The following is a 14,530-nucleotide window of genomic DNA, read 5'->3' as shown; positions in this document are numbered from 1 at the left end:
ATTGGCGCTATTTTCGCCTTTTTTAAGGCATTGCCAAATTCAGCTCCGCGCGAGGTGTCCATTTGGCCTCCGGCGGGATGGTTTTGGCGGCGCCCAGGAACAGCCTTTCAGGCGGCAACTCGCGCGAAGCAAGGTAGTCCTTGACCGCCACGCCGCGCTGCACGGCGAGCTCGCGCATGGCATCGTCATTGACCTGGATATCGGCCAGCAGCAGTTTTTCCATCTCGGGCACGGGCAGCTCCCTTGCCAGGCCGATCACATTGCGCGGCTTGGGCATGTCGGCGCGTTTGTAGACTTCCTTGAGCAAAGCCGGGTATTCGGCCGGGCTGATGCTGACGGCGGCCGAGGTGGTGCCGCCCTCCTTCACGGTGATGCGGCGCTTTTCGGCGCGCACCAGCGCGTCCAGCCGTTCGCGCTTGAAGCCCTCGCGCTCGACCTCCACGCTGCTGGTCCCCACCACGGTGAGCTTGAGCGAAGGCCTGTCGGCCAGCGCCTTGGCGACCTTGTCCAGCCCGGCCCGGGCTTCGGGGCCCAGCTCGGCGCTGCCGGGGGCAAAAGCCACGGTGCTGAGTTCTTCCCCGCCACCGCCGAAGGCGTTCGCCAGCAGGCTGAAAGGCGCGGTGATGGCCTTGACGATCACGTTGACGATGACCTTGATGATGATGGGGCCCAGGCTGAACTGCGGGTCGTTGAGCGAACCGCTGATGGGCAGGTCGATGTCGATCACGCCGTTGCGGTCGGCCAGCAGCGCCACGGCCAGCTTGACCGGCAGGCTGGCGGTGGAGCCCGGCACCTTCTCGCCGAAACTGAGCTGGTTGAGGATGACCTTGTTGGTGGCGGTGAGTCTGCCGTCGGGCTGCACCACATAACTCACGTCGACGCTGAGCTTGCCGCGCTCTATGCCGTAACCCGAGTATTTGACGGAATACGGCGACAGCGGCGGCAGTTCCAGGTCGCGCACCTTGCCCTTGATGTCCAGCGCCAGCGGCTTGGCCAGCGGGTTGAGCTTGCCCAGGATCTCGAGCGAGGCTGTGCCTTCAGCGCGGCCTCGCAGTTCCAGGTCAGCCATCGCCGGCGCGGCCACGGTGCCCGCAGCCGCCCCGGCCGGCACGGCCGGCGACACCGACGAGAAGGCGCTGAGCTTGCCGGTCAAGTCGGTCAGGTCGGCCGAGTAATTAGGCTTCACGAAGCGGTCGGAAAACAGCACCTTGCCGTTGATCAGGCTGATGGGGCCGAAGCTCACGATGGGTGGCGGGCTTGCGGCCGAAGCCTGCGCGCTGCTGGCATTGGCGGCAGGTGCGGATGCGGCCGAAGCGGCGGGGGCAGCAGGGGCAACGGCGCCGTCGGCCACCGCCGCCTCCTTGGATTTGACCAGGTCCTGCAGGTTGATGCGGCCGTCGGGCATGACGATCAGGCGCGCGAAAAAGTCGGTGAGCACCGTTTCCTTCACATCCACCCGCGTCGCCTTGGCCGGGTCCAGCGCCACATGGAAGCCGCGCAGGTTCAGCGCTTTCCAGGCCAGCAGGTCTTCGCTGGGCGCGAGCGTGTTGGCGCGGAATTCTTCCAGCGACACGTCGCCCGTCACTTGGGCTTGCGGCCCGGCCGGCGTCTGGCGGTAGGCCACCCGGCCCTTGAAGCTGGCGTCGGCGCGCAGCAGTTCGATATTGAGGGTCTCGGCAAAGTAAGGCTCAAAGGCCTGCACGGGCAGCCTGTCGACCAGCAGCCGGCCCTGGGCCTGCAGGGGCGCTGTGGCCAGGCTGCCATTGAAGTCCACCTTCCCGGGCTCGAAGCGGCCGGTGGCCAGGCGCAGCGAGGCGGTCAGCGGCACGGGCCTGGCGGCTTGCGCCCTGGAGGCGGGTCTGTCGTCGAGCAACAGCCCGCCCAGCCGGGCCTTGGCCGCCGTGACTTCAAAAGTGACCGGCTTGGCGCCCGCTTTGTCGGAGAAGGACATGGCGCCGCCGTCTAGCTGCACGTCGTTGATGGCCACGGCCCAGGTGGGCGCGGCCGCCCGGGTGGCGGCGTCGGTGGGCGGGGGTGGCGGCGAGCTTGTGCCGGCGTTTGTCATCCAGCGCTCGTACATCCAGCGCTTGTCGCTGTCCCGGTCCACCTTGGCCTTGGGCTCGGTCAGCTGCAACCGGGCGGCCTTGAAAGTCTGGCCGGTCACGTCGATGTCGACCTGCGCCAGGTCGACGCGCTTGACCGACACCAGCGAGACCTTGCCCTGGGCCAGCTGGACCTCGCTCACGGCGATCTGCGGCGCCGAGATCTGCAGCGCCTGCGGTTTCTCGCCGCTCGCCGCCTGCCAGTTCACGCCCAGCTGGGCATCAAGGCGGCCGTGCAGTGCCGGCAGCAGGAAATGGCCGACGTATTTGGCGGCCATGCCGAGCGGCCAGGCCGTCAGGTCGGCCGTCAGTTGCACGGCCTGGTCGGTGGCCGTGCCCTTGAAAGCCAGCAGCGCCGGGGTGGCTGCAGCCCGTGGCGACCCCGGCACGGCGGCAAGCGGATCCAGGCCCACCGAGCCGCTGAACTGCAGCGGCGCACTGGCCGCAAAGGGCAGGGCAATCGCCGTGGCATCGAGGACAAGGCCGGTCAGGCGGATGTCGGCGGGCGAAACCAGGGTCTCGTCGCGCCAGTTCACCGTGCCCGCGCGCAGAGCCACGCGGGCGATCTGCACCTTCCAGGGCGTGCTTGCCGGCGCCCTGGCCAAAGGCCCCGGGCTGCTGGCGGCACTGGAGGCAGCCCTTGCGGAGCCTGGCGGGCTTGCTTCATTTTTGGTAGCAGCCGCGACCGCGGGCGGCAGCAGGTTGAGCCGCCCCGCCCGGTCACGCGCCAGGGACAGCGTGGGCGCGGTGAGTTCAATCGCCGAAAGCTTGACGAACTGCTCGAGCGGGCGAACGTCGTCCATGGTGACTTGCAGGCGTTCAAACACGAACAGGTCGGGCCGGGCCGCCGGCGGGGATTCACCACGCTTGCCGGCCGGCTGGCGGCTGGCAGTCTGGACGGGCACTGCCGCCGGTGCCTGGCTCGCGGCCAGCACCCGCACCTTGTCCGCCGTCACGGTGCCGGATATCCGCACCACCGTTGCCGGCGCCTGCTCGAAAGCGATTTTGGCGTCCGCATGCAGCACGGCGCTTTGCAATTTAAAGGGCAGGCTCGCGGGCCAGTAGGCCAGGTAGGGATTGAGGTCGAAGCCGCGCAGTGTAAAGGTGGCGTCGGTTTTGTGGGTCTGGGCAAAGGGCGTGCCTTCGGCGGCGGTGTCAAAACTGCTGCCGTTGAGCTTGAAGGCGAGGTGCGGTGAGGTCTTGACCTCGCGCTGGGACTTGAGGTTGCTCAGGAAGGGCGCGGACAGGTTCAGATCGCGCAGTTCGTGCATTTTTCCGACGGACCCGTCGGTAAAGTCCACACGCCCGCCGCTGACCACGATGTTGTAGAGCGCAAAACGCGGCGGCTCGCCGGCCGGCTGTCCTTCGGGTGTCTTCAGGCGGTCCAGGATGTCGTCGATGTCATAGCGCCCTTCGCCTTGGTGGGTGAGGAAGGCCACGGGTTCCTCCACCACCACGGCGTCGGCCACCGGCGCCAGGCGCAGCAGGGATTCCAGTTCGGCATCTATATATATGCGCTTGATGGAAAGCTGGGGCGTTTCCTGGGGAACTCCGGTGGGACTTGTCCGTGCAATGGCCAGGTCGCGCAGAGTCAGTTCAAGCGACCAGGGCTTGAAGTCAACCGTGCCCACCGTGACCTGCCTGCCCAGTTTTTCAGAAGCGATCTTCTCGAGTTGCGACTTCAGGATGGAGGGCATGGCGGCATAAGCCAGCGCCCAGACCAGCAGCAACGTGCCCAGCGCCCAAGCCGCGCGGCGGCGCCACAGCGGCGAGCGAGCCACGCCGGCCGCCCGCGCCGGCAAGGTTTTTCCGATGTTTTTCCACTGAATGTCGCGCCATTTGTTCTTCAAATCATTGATTGCCATAGGCGTCGAGTTTTTAGCGCCTGCGGCTACAGGTCAATGCTTTATTTGAAAAAGACGGTCAAGCGCCATGCGCAAGCCCAAAAGAAAAACCCCGGGCAGTTGGACCGACCGGGGTTGACGGCGGGCGTTTATGCTCATGCCGTCGGGGTTCGCAAAGAAGAGATGAATCGTCTCCAGTGCGTTGAAAGCAAGTGATTGCCTCCAGTTTTTCCGGGGTTGGTTACCCGGTTGATGCCCAAATGAATCAGGCAACTGCAGGTTAAACCTCCCACGCCACGCACGCAAGACCATCTTTTCAATCACAGCCCCAGCTGTGATTGCCGCCGCCTTTGTGCGCCGCCGGCATTCGCAAAAGCGCACCGGATCGTCCTACAGGCGAAATCGGAATGCGCCTACACCCGGTTCCTCGATCCGCCGATCGGGTAATTTTTACGCAAAATGTTAACTTAGAGCTTGTTCTCAATAAGCGACCGTAACTACCTTGATTCAGGCGGGTTCTGCCGAAAATCAGGGTTTTTATTTGCCTTTTTGATATAAAGAAACGATTTGTTATTATTGACAGGTTATTAAACGACCCCATAGAATCCCGCCAGTCCCATAGATCCCTAGGGACAACCCGAATCCGCTGCCCCTTCATCCAAGAAGCCGGCAACGTCAAACAAGGGTCAACACCCACAAGGCATGCCTTGGTTTGATGGCGACCCAATCAAAGCCTGCTTGGCCCCCAAAGGGCCTGCAAGCGTAGAAAGGAGTGCTATGACAGCGCTAGGACAATTCAGCCTTGAGGCGCATCTGAAAAATGTACGCAACAGTGTTGCAAGCATTGCTGATGACATCGCCCAGGGCTTTTTCGAGATCACCCACAACAGCTTCGCCCTTCTGGGCCTGGCGGTCGTGTTCGCGGTGATCACACTGACGGCCCGGCCCGACTTGCGTCAGGCCGGTGAATTCAAGCTCATGACCTGGCTGCAGCAGCGCCAGGAAGCGGCAATCGGTTTTACCGAGCCGGCTGCCATTGAGCGCGCCACGGCGTCCAACCCGAAAGACCTGCCCTCCCAACAGGCGGCGGTGGCTTACTGGCTGAGCAAAAAATACGGCGTCGCGCCTGAGCCGCTGAGCGTGCTGGTGGCCGAAGCCTTCGAGATCGGCCAGAAAGCCAAGCTTGATCCCACCCTGATCCTGGCCATCATGGCGATCGAGTCCGGCTTCAATCCGTTCGCGCAAAGCCCGGTGGGCGCCCAGGGCCTGATGCAGGTCATGACCAAGGTGCACCACGACAAGTACGACAACTTCGGCGGCAAGCTGGCGGCCTTCGACCCGGTGACCAACCTGCGCGTCGGCGTCAAGGTACTGCAGGAATGCATCGCCCGCGCCGGCTCCATCGAAGGCGGCCTCAAATACTATGTGGGCGCCGCCAACATGGAAGACGACGGCGGCTACGCCGGCAAGGTGATGGCCGAACACGCCCGCCTGCTGGCCGTGGTGGCCGCCAAGCGCGGCTCGCCCGCACCCTCGCCTTACTTTGCCGCACCCGGCAATTCGCGCCCGGTTCCGGCCTCCCTGCCGGCCAAACCCGAGACAGCCGAGCCCGAAGCCAAGACGCCCGAAAAAGTGGCGCTGCTGAGCCAGTCCTGATCCCGCCGGGCGCGGCCTGAAAGCGCCGCCCCCCGCCTCAAAGCCGGGCCGCCGACAGCGCCCCGGCTTTTTGCTTTTCAGGCCACGGGCATTGAACCGGGCGCCGGGGGTTTTAGGCGCCCTCAGTTACACTAGCGAGGTGCGCAACTGGCGATAGGCTCAAGGTTTTCGCAACCATTGATGCTGACGTGGGACACCACTGGGAAGCGCACCGCTGACAGCCGTTGGGCCGAAGCGTTCAGCCGTTCGCCTGGGCAGCCCTTGTTTCATTTAGAGCCGCGGCTCATGGTGAATAGCAGGGACCACGTCTTTAAGGACTGCCATGTACCACCGCAACATCCTGGTCGAACAGACCGATCCCGAAATCTTCGCCGCCATCCAGGCTGAAAATGCCCGGCAAGAGCAGCACATCGAGCTGATCGCCAGCGAAAACTACGCCTCGCCCGCCGTCATGGCCGCGCAGGGCTCTCAGCTCACCAACAAATATGCCGAAGGCTATCCCGGCCGCCGCTACTACGGCGGCTGCGAACACGTGGACGTGGCCGAGCAACTCGCCATCGACCGCGTCAAGGCCATCTTCGGCGCCGAAGCGGCCAACGTGCAAGCGCATTGCGGTGCCTCAGCCAACGAGGCCGTGTTCCTGGCCTTCCTGAAACCCGGCGACACCATCATGGGCATGAGCCTGGCCGAAGGCGGCCACCTGACGCACGGCATGGCCCTCAACATGAGCGGCAAGTGGTTCAACGTCGTGTCCTACGGCCTGAACGAGAAAGAAGAGATCGACTACGACGCGATGGAGCGCAAGGCCCACGAAACCAAGCCCAAGCTGATCATCGCGGGCGCCTCGGCCTACAGCCTGCGCATAGACTTCGAGCGCTTTGCCAAGGTGGCCAAGGCCGTCGGCGCGATCTTCATGGTCGACATCGCCCACTACGCCGGCCTGGTGGCCGCGGGCGTCTACCCCAACCCGGTGCCACATGCCGACATCGTCACCTCGACCACGCACAAAAGCCTGCGCGGCCCGCGCGGCGGCATCATCCTGATGAAGGCCGAGCACGAAAAAGCCATCAACAGCGCGATCTTCCCCGGCCTGCAAGGCGGCCCGCTGATGCACGTGATCGCGGCCAAGGCCGTGGCCTTCAAGGAAGCGATGACGCCCGAGTTCAAGACCTACCAGCAGCAGGTCGTGAAGAACGCGCAGATCGTCGCCGACACGCTGACACAGCGCGGCCTGCGCATCGTCAGCGGGCGCACCGAAAGCCACGTCATGCTGGTCGACCTGCGCGCCAAGGGCATCACCGGCAAGGAAGCCGAGGCTGTACTGGGCAGCGCCCACATGACGATCAACAAGAACGCCATCCCGAACGACCCGGAAAAGCCCATGGTCACCAGCGGCGTGCGCATCGGCACACCGGCAATGACCACCCGCGGCTTCAAGGATGAGGAGGCCCGCGCCACCGCCAACCTGATTGCCGACGTGCTCGACAACCCGCGCGACGCGGCCACCATCGAAGCGGTGCGCGCCAAGGTTCACGCCTTGACGAGCCGCTTCCCGGTTTATCGCTGATCACGGCAGACGGCGCGGGCAGCATGTTTTACTCGCCGCCCATGCCGTTGCCCATGGGGCCGGGGATCGATTGATGTCTTTAAATGCAGGTCAACACCCATGAAATGCCCCTTCTGCGGCCACCTCGAAACCCAGGTTGTCGAAACCCGGGTGTCCGAGGACGCCGACTTCATACGCCGCCGCCGCCAGTGCGGCGCGTGTGAAAAGCGCTTCACCACCTATGAGCGGCCCGACGTCACCTTTCCGTCCATCGTCAAGAAGGACGGCCGGCGCATCGAATACAAACGCAGCAAGATCCTGGGCTCCATGAACCTGGCGCTGCGCAAGCGCCCCGTCAGCACCGAGCAGATCGACTCGGCCATCGAGCGCATCGAGGAAAAACTGCTGAGCCTGGGGGTACGGGAAGTTGCTTCCAACCGGCTCGGCGAGCTGGTCATGCGCGAACTCAAGAAGCTCGACAAGGTGGCCTACGTGCGCTTCGCCAGCGTTTACCGCAGCTTCGAAGATATCGACGAGTTCAAGACGCTGGTCGACGAGGTCAGGCGGTAATTGTCAAGTTGGGGTAGCTTGTTGTACTACACCACTACAGAGGCCGCTGAGTGAGAGCATCACATGAATCTGCAGAATTTCAATGAACGCTCAAATTGTGTCGAACACAATTTCCACACGAATACGTGACTTCACATCTTTACCGTCGCGTTGTCCCGCAGAAAATCGGGTTTGCATAAAGATTTGCCGTACGGCCTGCTCCATTGCAGGGGGCAATCGTTGATCCTCCATGCGGACACTGCGAACTTCACCCAGTTCATCGATAAACAGGGCAAAAATTCCGGCGTATCGGCCTGTTCCCGCCACTTCAGGCGGGTAGGGAATGATGATCGACGTCTGTGCAGCCGGCGCTACCGACAACAGGTTCCGGGGCAGGTACTCCGGCTCGTTGGAGAGTCCTATTCCGTCCCCCAAGTCGACAACGCCATCCTGCGCCTCAACAAGCGACGCAGATGATCTCGAAGATGAGGAAAATAGCGGCGGCCTGGCGTTTTCTGCAATAACGCTTGAAGGGTCGCGGTTGAGTCCTTCGACTGGCGCATTCGACCCGGCGATCTCAACCGACTTGTCGGTCTCAGGCTGATATCTGGGTTGCCCAGGTATCAACCGTGCGTGTATCGCCAAGGTTTGCGGTACTTCTTTCCTGACAATGGCTTTTGCACTACCACCACTTTGCATTCCAACCAGCAGGACGATCCCATGCAATGCCAAAGATGCACCAAGGCAAATCCCTTTAGCAATCCAGCGGGACCGTACAAAATGCCTTGCTAGCCTGACAGACATATCCTCACCATCCGGGATGCCTGTTAATCGACCAGTTCACGCCATGAGGTCCGATGCAAGGGTCCTTTCACAGATGAACTCGACTCTGGCGGCTCAACCACCCTTAATGCACCGGAGCTGTCCTGAACAATTATTCGGGTTGTGCCATTGTCGAGCTTCACCCAGCTCAAGCCTGCAGCCAGGGAGGTATCGCTCAACACGGTACCGAGGACATTCCCATTCATGAGCGCAGAGCCGGAGGCCACATTCACGTAATACAACCAGGAACTCCCGCCCGAGCTGCACGCATCTCCATTTGGAACGGCCGTTGTCACCGCGAGTGTATTGAACTGCAGCGACATGTTGATCGCTACGCGTTCCCGCGTGTTGGGAAAGTCGACCTTCCAGCCACTCTTCGACGACCAATCAACGGCGTTGTTGCTCCCCACTGCCTTTCCGGCATTTGCGCCAGTGGTCGCCACAGTCGCCGTCTGATTTACCAAAGTGCCAGTGCTGCGAACATTTCCCCAGCCGGTCGCCGTGAGCGGATCCTTGATTGCGTAAATAGACTGCTGAACCGAATTCGTAATATCAGACGCACCGAGATACCGGCCAGTTCCGACCACAACCACCGACGATCCCGATATCACAGACAGTTCTGGCCGGGTGGTGATTGGCTGAGGCGTATTGGCATCAATTTGGAACGTCGCCATCAGCATGGCCGCACTATTTGGCAGATACAGATCGTCAACGTCGAAACGCCACAAGTTGCCCAATAAGTCCCCCCCGTAGAAACGCGTTGCCGTGTTGTTTGAACCCTGGTCAATCCAGGCATTGATCTTGGCGAGGCCACTCGGGCTTCCGTTAGTGCCAACACCCGTCGAAATGTCTTTGAGCAATGCACCGGTATTGGCGTTCACCACATACAGATGCCCTTGGCCATCCGCATTGTTATAGCCCGAGGTGAACGCTACGACCCAGGTCCCGTCCGCACGCTTTGTGATGATGGGGTTACCGTAGGTCAAACCCAAATTGGTGTTAGTAAATTCCCACAACGTCAGGGGGTTGGCCGGATCGGTAATATCAAGCGCATAGTAGGATTTTCCGCCTGAATTCAAACCACCGACCAATATTGTTTTCCAGACGCCGCCTACCGAGATATCACCGATAACCACCAGTCCATCAACCAGGTATTGGTGCCGGGAGGCGTATGAGGTATCGGCCAATTTGTACATGTTTGGCATCACTGCATTGGGTACATACGCCCAAAGCTCCTCACCCGCATCAGTACCTTCGGAGGAAATGGCATGCAACATACCGTCGTTGCTTCCGACATAGATCATCTTTTTTCTGGCCGCTTTATCCGCTGAAAACGCTGCGTACCCAACATCCGAATAGGCAAACGGCGAGCCTCCGACATACACCGGCGCACCGTTAATGATGTCTCCGAGCAAGTGGCTTCTCGTCCGATAAAGCGGACTCGCTGAATTGCCACCCTCGTACGTCCGCACCCCGCGGAGATAGTCAACCAGGTTGGTTCCAGAGTTTGCCAACGTGAGGTTGGGCGACGACAAAGTCGCGCATTGACCAGAGACCACAGTCTTTGAGCACAGATTTTCGAAGTTTGCGCCATAGCCGTCTGCCGACAAATTGGCGTACGTGAACTCACGAAGTGTCGAAGTTGAAGGGGCCTGGCGGTAATAGATTTTTCGGGTAGCGAGATTCTTCGCGTCCAGCTTGGCTTGCGCAGACCAGTTGGGGGTCGTGCCAATTGCGCCGGTCGTTCCGTTCAGGCTAAACGACTGCAAATCTCCCGTCCACGAGACCGTTGTGTAACTGGCCTTGAAGACCTCATTTGCCGCCCCTGCCACAAGTTCCAGTGCGCTCGTCGCTGCCGCTGACGACGACGCAACTTCCTCGGTGACCGAAGTCAAAACACCACTGATTGCCTGGCTCAAGGCCCCCGCATCAAGTGCTGAATAGTACTGACCGCGCCCGTTCACTGCCGCATGCCAAAGATCATCAATATTGACAGCGCCATCGTCTGAACCAGGATCAGGCCAATTTACCGTTCCGTTTTTCAATCTGACGTAATCCCCCGTTGTCTGGGTCAGATAGTTTTTATCGTAGATCAAGGTTCCATTAACACCCAGTCCAATGGAATAGGTCGTCATATGCTGATAATTCGCGGTATCTCGCCCAGACGGTTTTAAGGTGTTATCGCAGGTATTCTGGCTGGAGCCTGATGTTGTTGAGGTGCAATTGCCCAAAGCATCCGTTCGCAGATCGGTTGTGTAGTAATACTGCGCCACGTCGGCAAGAGAATTCGAAGACCCACCAGTTGTCGAAGGGGTGCTGGTCACCGTACCGACAACAGGCGTGGTACTCACGACCGAGTTAGTAACAGAAGGCGAGCGCGACGCAACTCCCATGGCCGCTGTGTTAACGCTGAATCCGCAGTTTCCGTTCCCCACAGTATTACTGCCGGTAGTCGCTAGACAGGTACCAGAATAGAACGTGTTGTTGAGCGTCATCCCGGAGTTATTGAATTGGGTGCTGGACAGTCCGGTTTTATTAGCCGACGCTCCGTTGACCCACGCGTTAAATGTTCCAGTTGTCGCTGTGCTCACCTGGGTAGTTGTCGTGGCTCCCGTTACACTCGTATCGCTTGTCACAACACCATCAGTTGTAACTACCGTGCGCGTGACAGTGGTCGTTTCATCTGTCACCACACTATTCGTAACCGCAGACGCCTGAGTTCGGGTTTGGGTCACCACAGGAATAGGATCCCTTGAGTTGCCGACCGTCCATCTATACCTCGTCCAGGTAGTTGGCGTGATATAGGTGGAATCGGTCTTCCGCCGAACGGTTGTTGTTGTGGGTGTGACAGTGGTCACAACAGCTTTAGTACTGTCACGCATGGGACGGTCTGCAGTGCCATCCTGATTGCCGAGGGCGGTGGTCCTGTCCAGTTGCGTACCTGCAGCAGCGTTCCAGTATCCATCGGTGGACAACAACGCATAGTTGCGTTGGCAGGAATACTGCATGGGATCGTAGGTTTGGCTAGCCGCCTTTTTGGCATAGTATTGTCCGACCTTTGACAGGGCTGCACGCAAAGGCGTATTGCCGCCCGGGGCTTCCGCGTATAGCTTGGAGTAAAAACTGGCCTTGTGGGTGGTATCAAAGTCTTTTGCATCCAGGAAAGACGTAGAGGTCACCGACGTGTCGTTGATCACCGAAAATCCCACGCGATAGCCGGAGTCCAAGGGCTGAAATGCCCGGCCGACCGCAGTACGCATCAAAAGAAACCGTTTGCGATAGTAGGAATACCAGTTGGCGTAGTTCTGCTTTTGAGCGGTCGTTAAGCTAGTGGCCTCAACTTTGGTGAAAACTCCACTGCCGGGAGCTGAACCAATATCACTCATGCACTGGTTGTAAAACGTCGTCTGGATGGCACCGGCAGTGTCATAGGTCCAGCCCATTGCAGGCTGGGTTCCGGTATAAACGTAATAGTAGGGGCTGGGTCCTATTGAATCTGTTGTCGATGTCACATTCCAGCTGGAGCGGGAACCGGATGAGCTGGTCGAAGTTACATTGACCGTGATGGTTCTGGTTCCGCTATTCCAGGCCGTAATCGGTCCAGTCATAATACGGCCGCTGCTTTCGAACGTAATCTGATTACCCACGGTGTAGCTTGCCGCGGTGACGGTGGTATCGGTAATGACAAAATTCTTGATGCCCGTTCCTACCGTCTGCGTTGTGTTGCTGGTTCTGTTGGAAGTCGTCGTTGTAACTGTCCCTCCCAAATTAACGGACCCCGTCGCGGCAAACCCATCGGTCCAGGCCGCGGAAAAATTGGAGTTGGGATAATTCGTGCCATCTGCCTTAACAGGGAGCGCATAGTTAAACGCAGGGTTATAGCCAACCCCATTACATTGGGATGACCAATACCCATACTTGTCCGTATCGCCATTCAAAGTGTCGGGCATGTAACTCGAGTCCATTGAACCAGAGTCATCCAGGATAAACATGATGTTTGGCTTGGCTGATACATCGGACACCGTAGTCAGCGGTTCGGCAGAGATGTCCGTGGAAGCAGCTTGAACGTCAAGCCCCATCAAACAGGATAAGGCGGCAACAACAATCCAGCTCGAAGTCTTCTTAAGAATCTTGTTTTTTGATGTCATTATGAATGGCTCCGATTGCTTAGAAATGCACAATGGTTTCGGTAAAGCTCGTAGTGCCACGGGCACCTGAAACTTTGACGACAATGCGGTAAAAAGGCCCCCCAGCACCGGTAAAACGTGCGTACTCGCTGTAATTCAATTCGCCCTTTTTTGACGCAGAAGCACTGCTCGAAACGGACGGACTGGAGCAGATGATCGATGTATCAATACTCGGATCCCCAGCCGCCGAACACAGGCGAAAAATGATGTATTCAGCAGGGTTTCCATTAACGGTGCCGGCGCTACCGGGAACAAGGGCGCATGAGGCGTATGTACCGGTCGCGGCCGTACTGCAATTGCCCGCACCCCAATTCACAAGCGCTCTGTTTGCCGCCGTCAGTTGCCTGCCAGTGACATCAAGAACCGCTGAAGTGCTCGCGTAATACCCTGATCCCGCTGTTCCGTCGGCATTTTGAATGAGCGGGTTATTTCTCAACCAGGCTACTGCAGCCGCCGTGGCCTGATCGGCAGAGCGGGTTGCGTCTTGCTTGAAACCAAGATTACCCAGCACCAATGTTCCGGTATTGACAGACCTTACCAGCCCAATCGCGGCAAGAGACAGCGCTACAAGTGCCAATAACGCGAACAGCAATGACGCACCTTTCTGGTTTGCACGTCCCCGCGCTCCAGAAACTGGTTTTTGCAAAGAAAATTTGTATGTGAAATAGAGAGATTTGGAAGTCATACGAACAACCTCAAGAATTCCAAAGGACGTTGCGCAACGGAATGACCGTGTCGTAGACCTTGTATCGATAGTGACCCCAATCCGTCAGGTGGCTGAGTCCCAGGGAAAGGCATTTGCTGTCCGTAAAACAGTCGGTCGTACCGGTGATCGTGTAGCCGCTACCGAGATTCCACAGTGGGGCCGCTGAAGTGACCACCTCACGTTCATACTGTGCGCTACGGGCTACTATGGCCACCCGTACGGCCAGAACTTGCGCCCATCCAGCCGCAGTTGTCGGCGTAGTGCTGTCATACGTATCCACGACACCATTGGCATCGGTATCCTTACCGTACATCGCCTGCATTTTGACAACGTTAGGAAACAGATCTTCCGCCAGACCGACGCCAGTCGTAGCGCCCAAATCATTGGTTTGCAAGTTAAGCGCGGCATTGACAGAGTAAGTCCGATAAGTCATCGGTCCCATGTTGAGGAGGTAACTCCCAGCAGGAAAAGCATTTACAAGAGCGTTGGGATTCCAGGCATTCGTTGTTTCATGGGGAATAATTGTGTTCGAAAGCGTTGTCGGCACTCCCCCTCCACTGCTGGTCGCCTGCAATAGCGCGCAACCTGATCCAGCGCCCACAACGCTTGGCACGGCAACAAACATATCACCCACACTCGTGCCAAACGTAGACTTGACAACGAAGTAACCAACATTGGCAGGGTGATCTTCGGTTACAGGCATCGGCACGGAAAACCCCGGCTTGCGGCTGAACATGACGGTTACCTTTTGCCCGCCATTTCCGTTGTCCTCGATGACCACAGGCGCAAGAACGAGCGGGAAACCGGTGACAGCCGTTCCACTGTAGCTCGCGGTCATGCTGCACCCAAGGGCGGCAAGATTACTGGATACACCATACCCGGCCATCTGCACGTCCCGCTGAACCGCATACATCGCAAGTCCACCGGTAATTTGCGCGTCACTTCCCGTAGTGGTGGTCCGACGTTGCCCTTCTGAAGTGATCAAAACCTGGGTGATGACCAACACGGTTAAAAGACCCAGCGCCATGCTGATCATCAACTCGATCAAGGTAAAGCCGCGTGAGCTCAACCTGGACGGTCGGGTTCCTGTCACATCAGAATAATTTTTCCCGCTCATT

At 59.2% G+C, this 14,530-nt stretch carries 8 protein-coding genes and 1 riboswitch; of the genes, 3 read left to right on the top strand and 5 right to left on the bottom strand.

The features are described 5' to 3' along the window. Window positions 1-22: 22 nt before the first annotated feature. The gene (locus tag ACLV8F_RS12250; RefSeq protein ID WP_411884495.1) at window positions 23-3,967 is read right to left on the bottom strand and encodes a DUF748 domain-containing protein; all 3,945 of its coding nucleotides are present in this window, start codon (window positions 3,965-3,967) and stop codon (window positions 23-25) included. A 756-nt stretch (window positions 3,968-4,723) separates the two neighbouring features. Here ACLV8F_RS12250 and ACLV8F_RS12245 point away from each other — a divergent pair. The 3 genes from ACLV8F_RS12245 to nrdR all read left to right on the top strand — a co-directional run bounded on the left by ACLV8F_RS12245 (window position 4,724) and on the right by nrdR (window position 7,718). Beyond that, entirely contained in the window at window positions 4,724-5,602 is an 879-nt protein-coding gene (locus ACLV8F_RS12245; protein WP_411884494.1) for a transglycosylase SLT domain-containing protein, read from the top strand. Window positions 5,603-5,735: 133 nt separating this feature from the next. Next, window positions 5,736-5,865: riboswitch (ZMP/ZTP riboswitch) on the top strand. Between the two features lie 59 nt (window positions 5,866-5,924). Then, window positions 5,925-7,169, top strand: coding sequence for a serine hydroxymethyltransferase (glyA, locus tag ACLV8F_RS12240; RefSeq protein ID WP_411884493.1), 1,245 nt, complete (start codon window positions 5,925-5,927; stop codon window positions 7,167-7,169). A 99-nt stretch (window positions 7,170-7,268) separates the two neighbouring features. Beyond that, window positions 7,269-7,718, top strand: a complete 450-nt coding sequence (gene nrdR / locus ACLV8F_RS12235) for a transcriptional regulator NrdR (protein WP_411884492.1) — start codon at window positions 7,269-7,271, stop codon at window positions 7,716-7,718. 90 nt (window positions 7,719-7,808) lie between these two features. On the opposite strand, the gene ACLV8F_RS12230 is transcribed toward nrdR, so the two are convergent. Genes ACLV8F_RS12230 through ACLV8F_RS12215 form a run of 4 tightly spaced genes read right to left on the bottom strand, consistent with a single transcriptional unit; the run spans window position 7,809 to window position 14,529 of the window. After that, window positions 7,809-8,501 (bottom strand): hypothetical protein, encoded by a 693-nt coding sequence (locus ACLV8F_RS12230; RefSeq protein ID WP_411884491.1) that lies wholly within the window; start codon window positions 8,499-8,501, stop codon window positions 7,809-7,811. A gap of 23 nt (window positions 8,502-8,524) precedes the next feature. Then, a complete protein-coding gene (locus tag ACLV8F_RS12225) occupies window positions 8,525-12,667 on the bottom strand; it encodes a pilus assembly protein (RefSeq protein WP_411884490.1) in 4,143 nt (1,380 codons plus the stop codon). A gap of 19 nt (window positions 12,668-12,686) precedes the next feature. Further along, entirely contained in the window at window positions 12,687-13,391 is a 705-nt protein-coding gene (locus ACLV8F_RS12220; protein WP_411884489.1) for a pilus assembly protein PilX, read from the bottom strand. Between the two features lie 10 nt (window positions 13,392-13,401). Next, the gene (locus tag ACLV8F_RS12215; RefSeq protein ID WP_411884488.1) at window positions 13,402-14,529 is read right to left on the bottom strand and encodes a PilW family protein; all 1,128 of its coding nucleotides are present in this window, start codon (window positions 14,527-14,529) and stop codon (window positions 13,402-13,404) included. Window position 14,530: the final 1 nt, after the last annotated feature.

The organism is Polaromonas sp. YR568, assembly GCF_943369675.1.
Lineage (GTDB): Bacteria > Pseudomonadota > Gammaproteobacteria > Burkholderiales > Burkholderiaceae_C > Polaromonas.
This window is presented reverse-complemented; position numbering and strand designations above follow the sequence as displayed.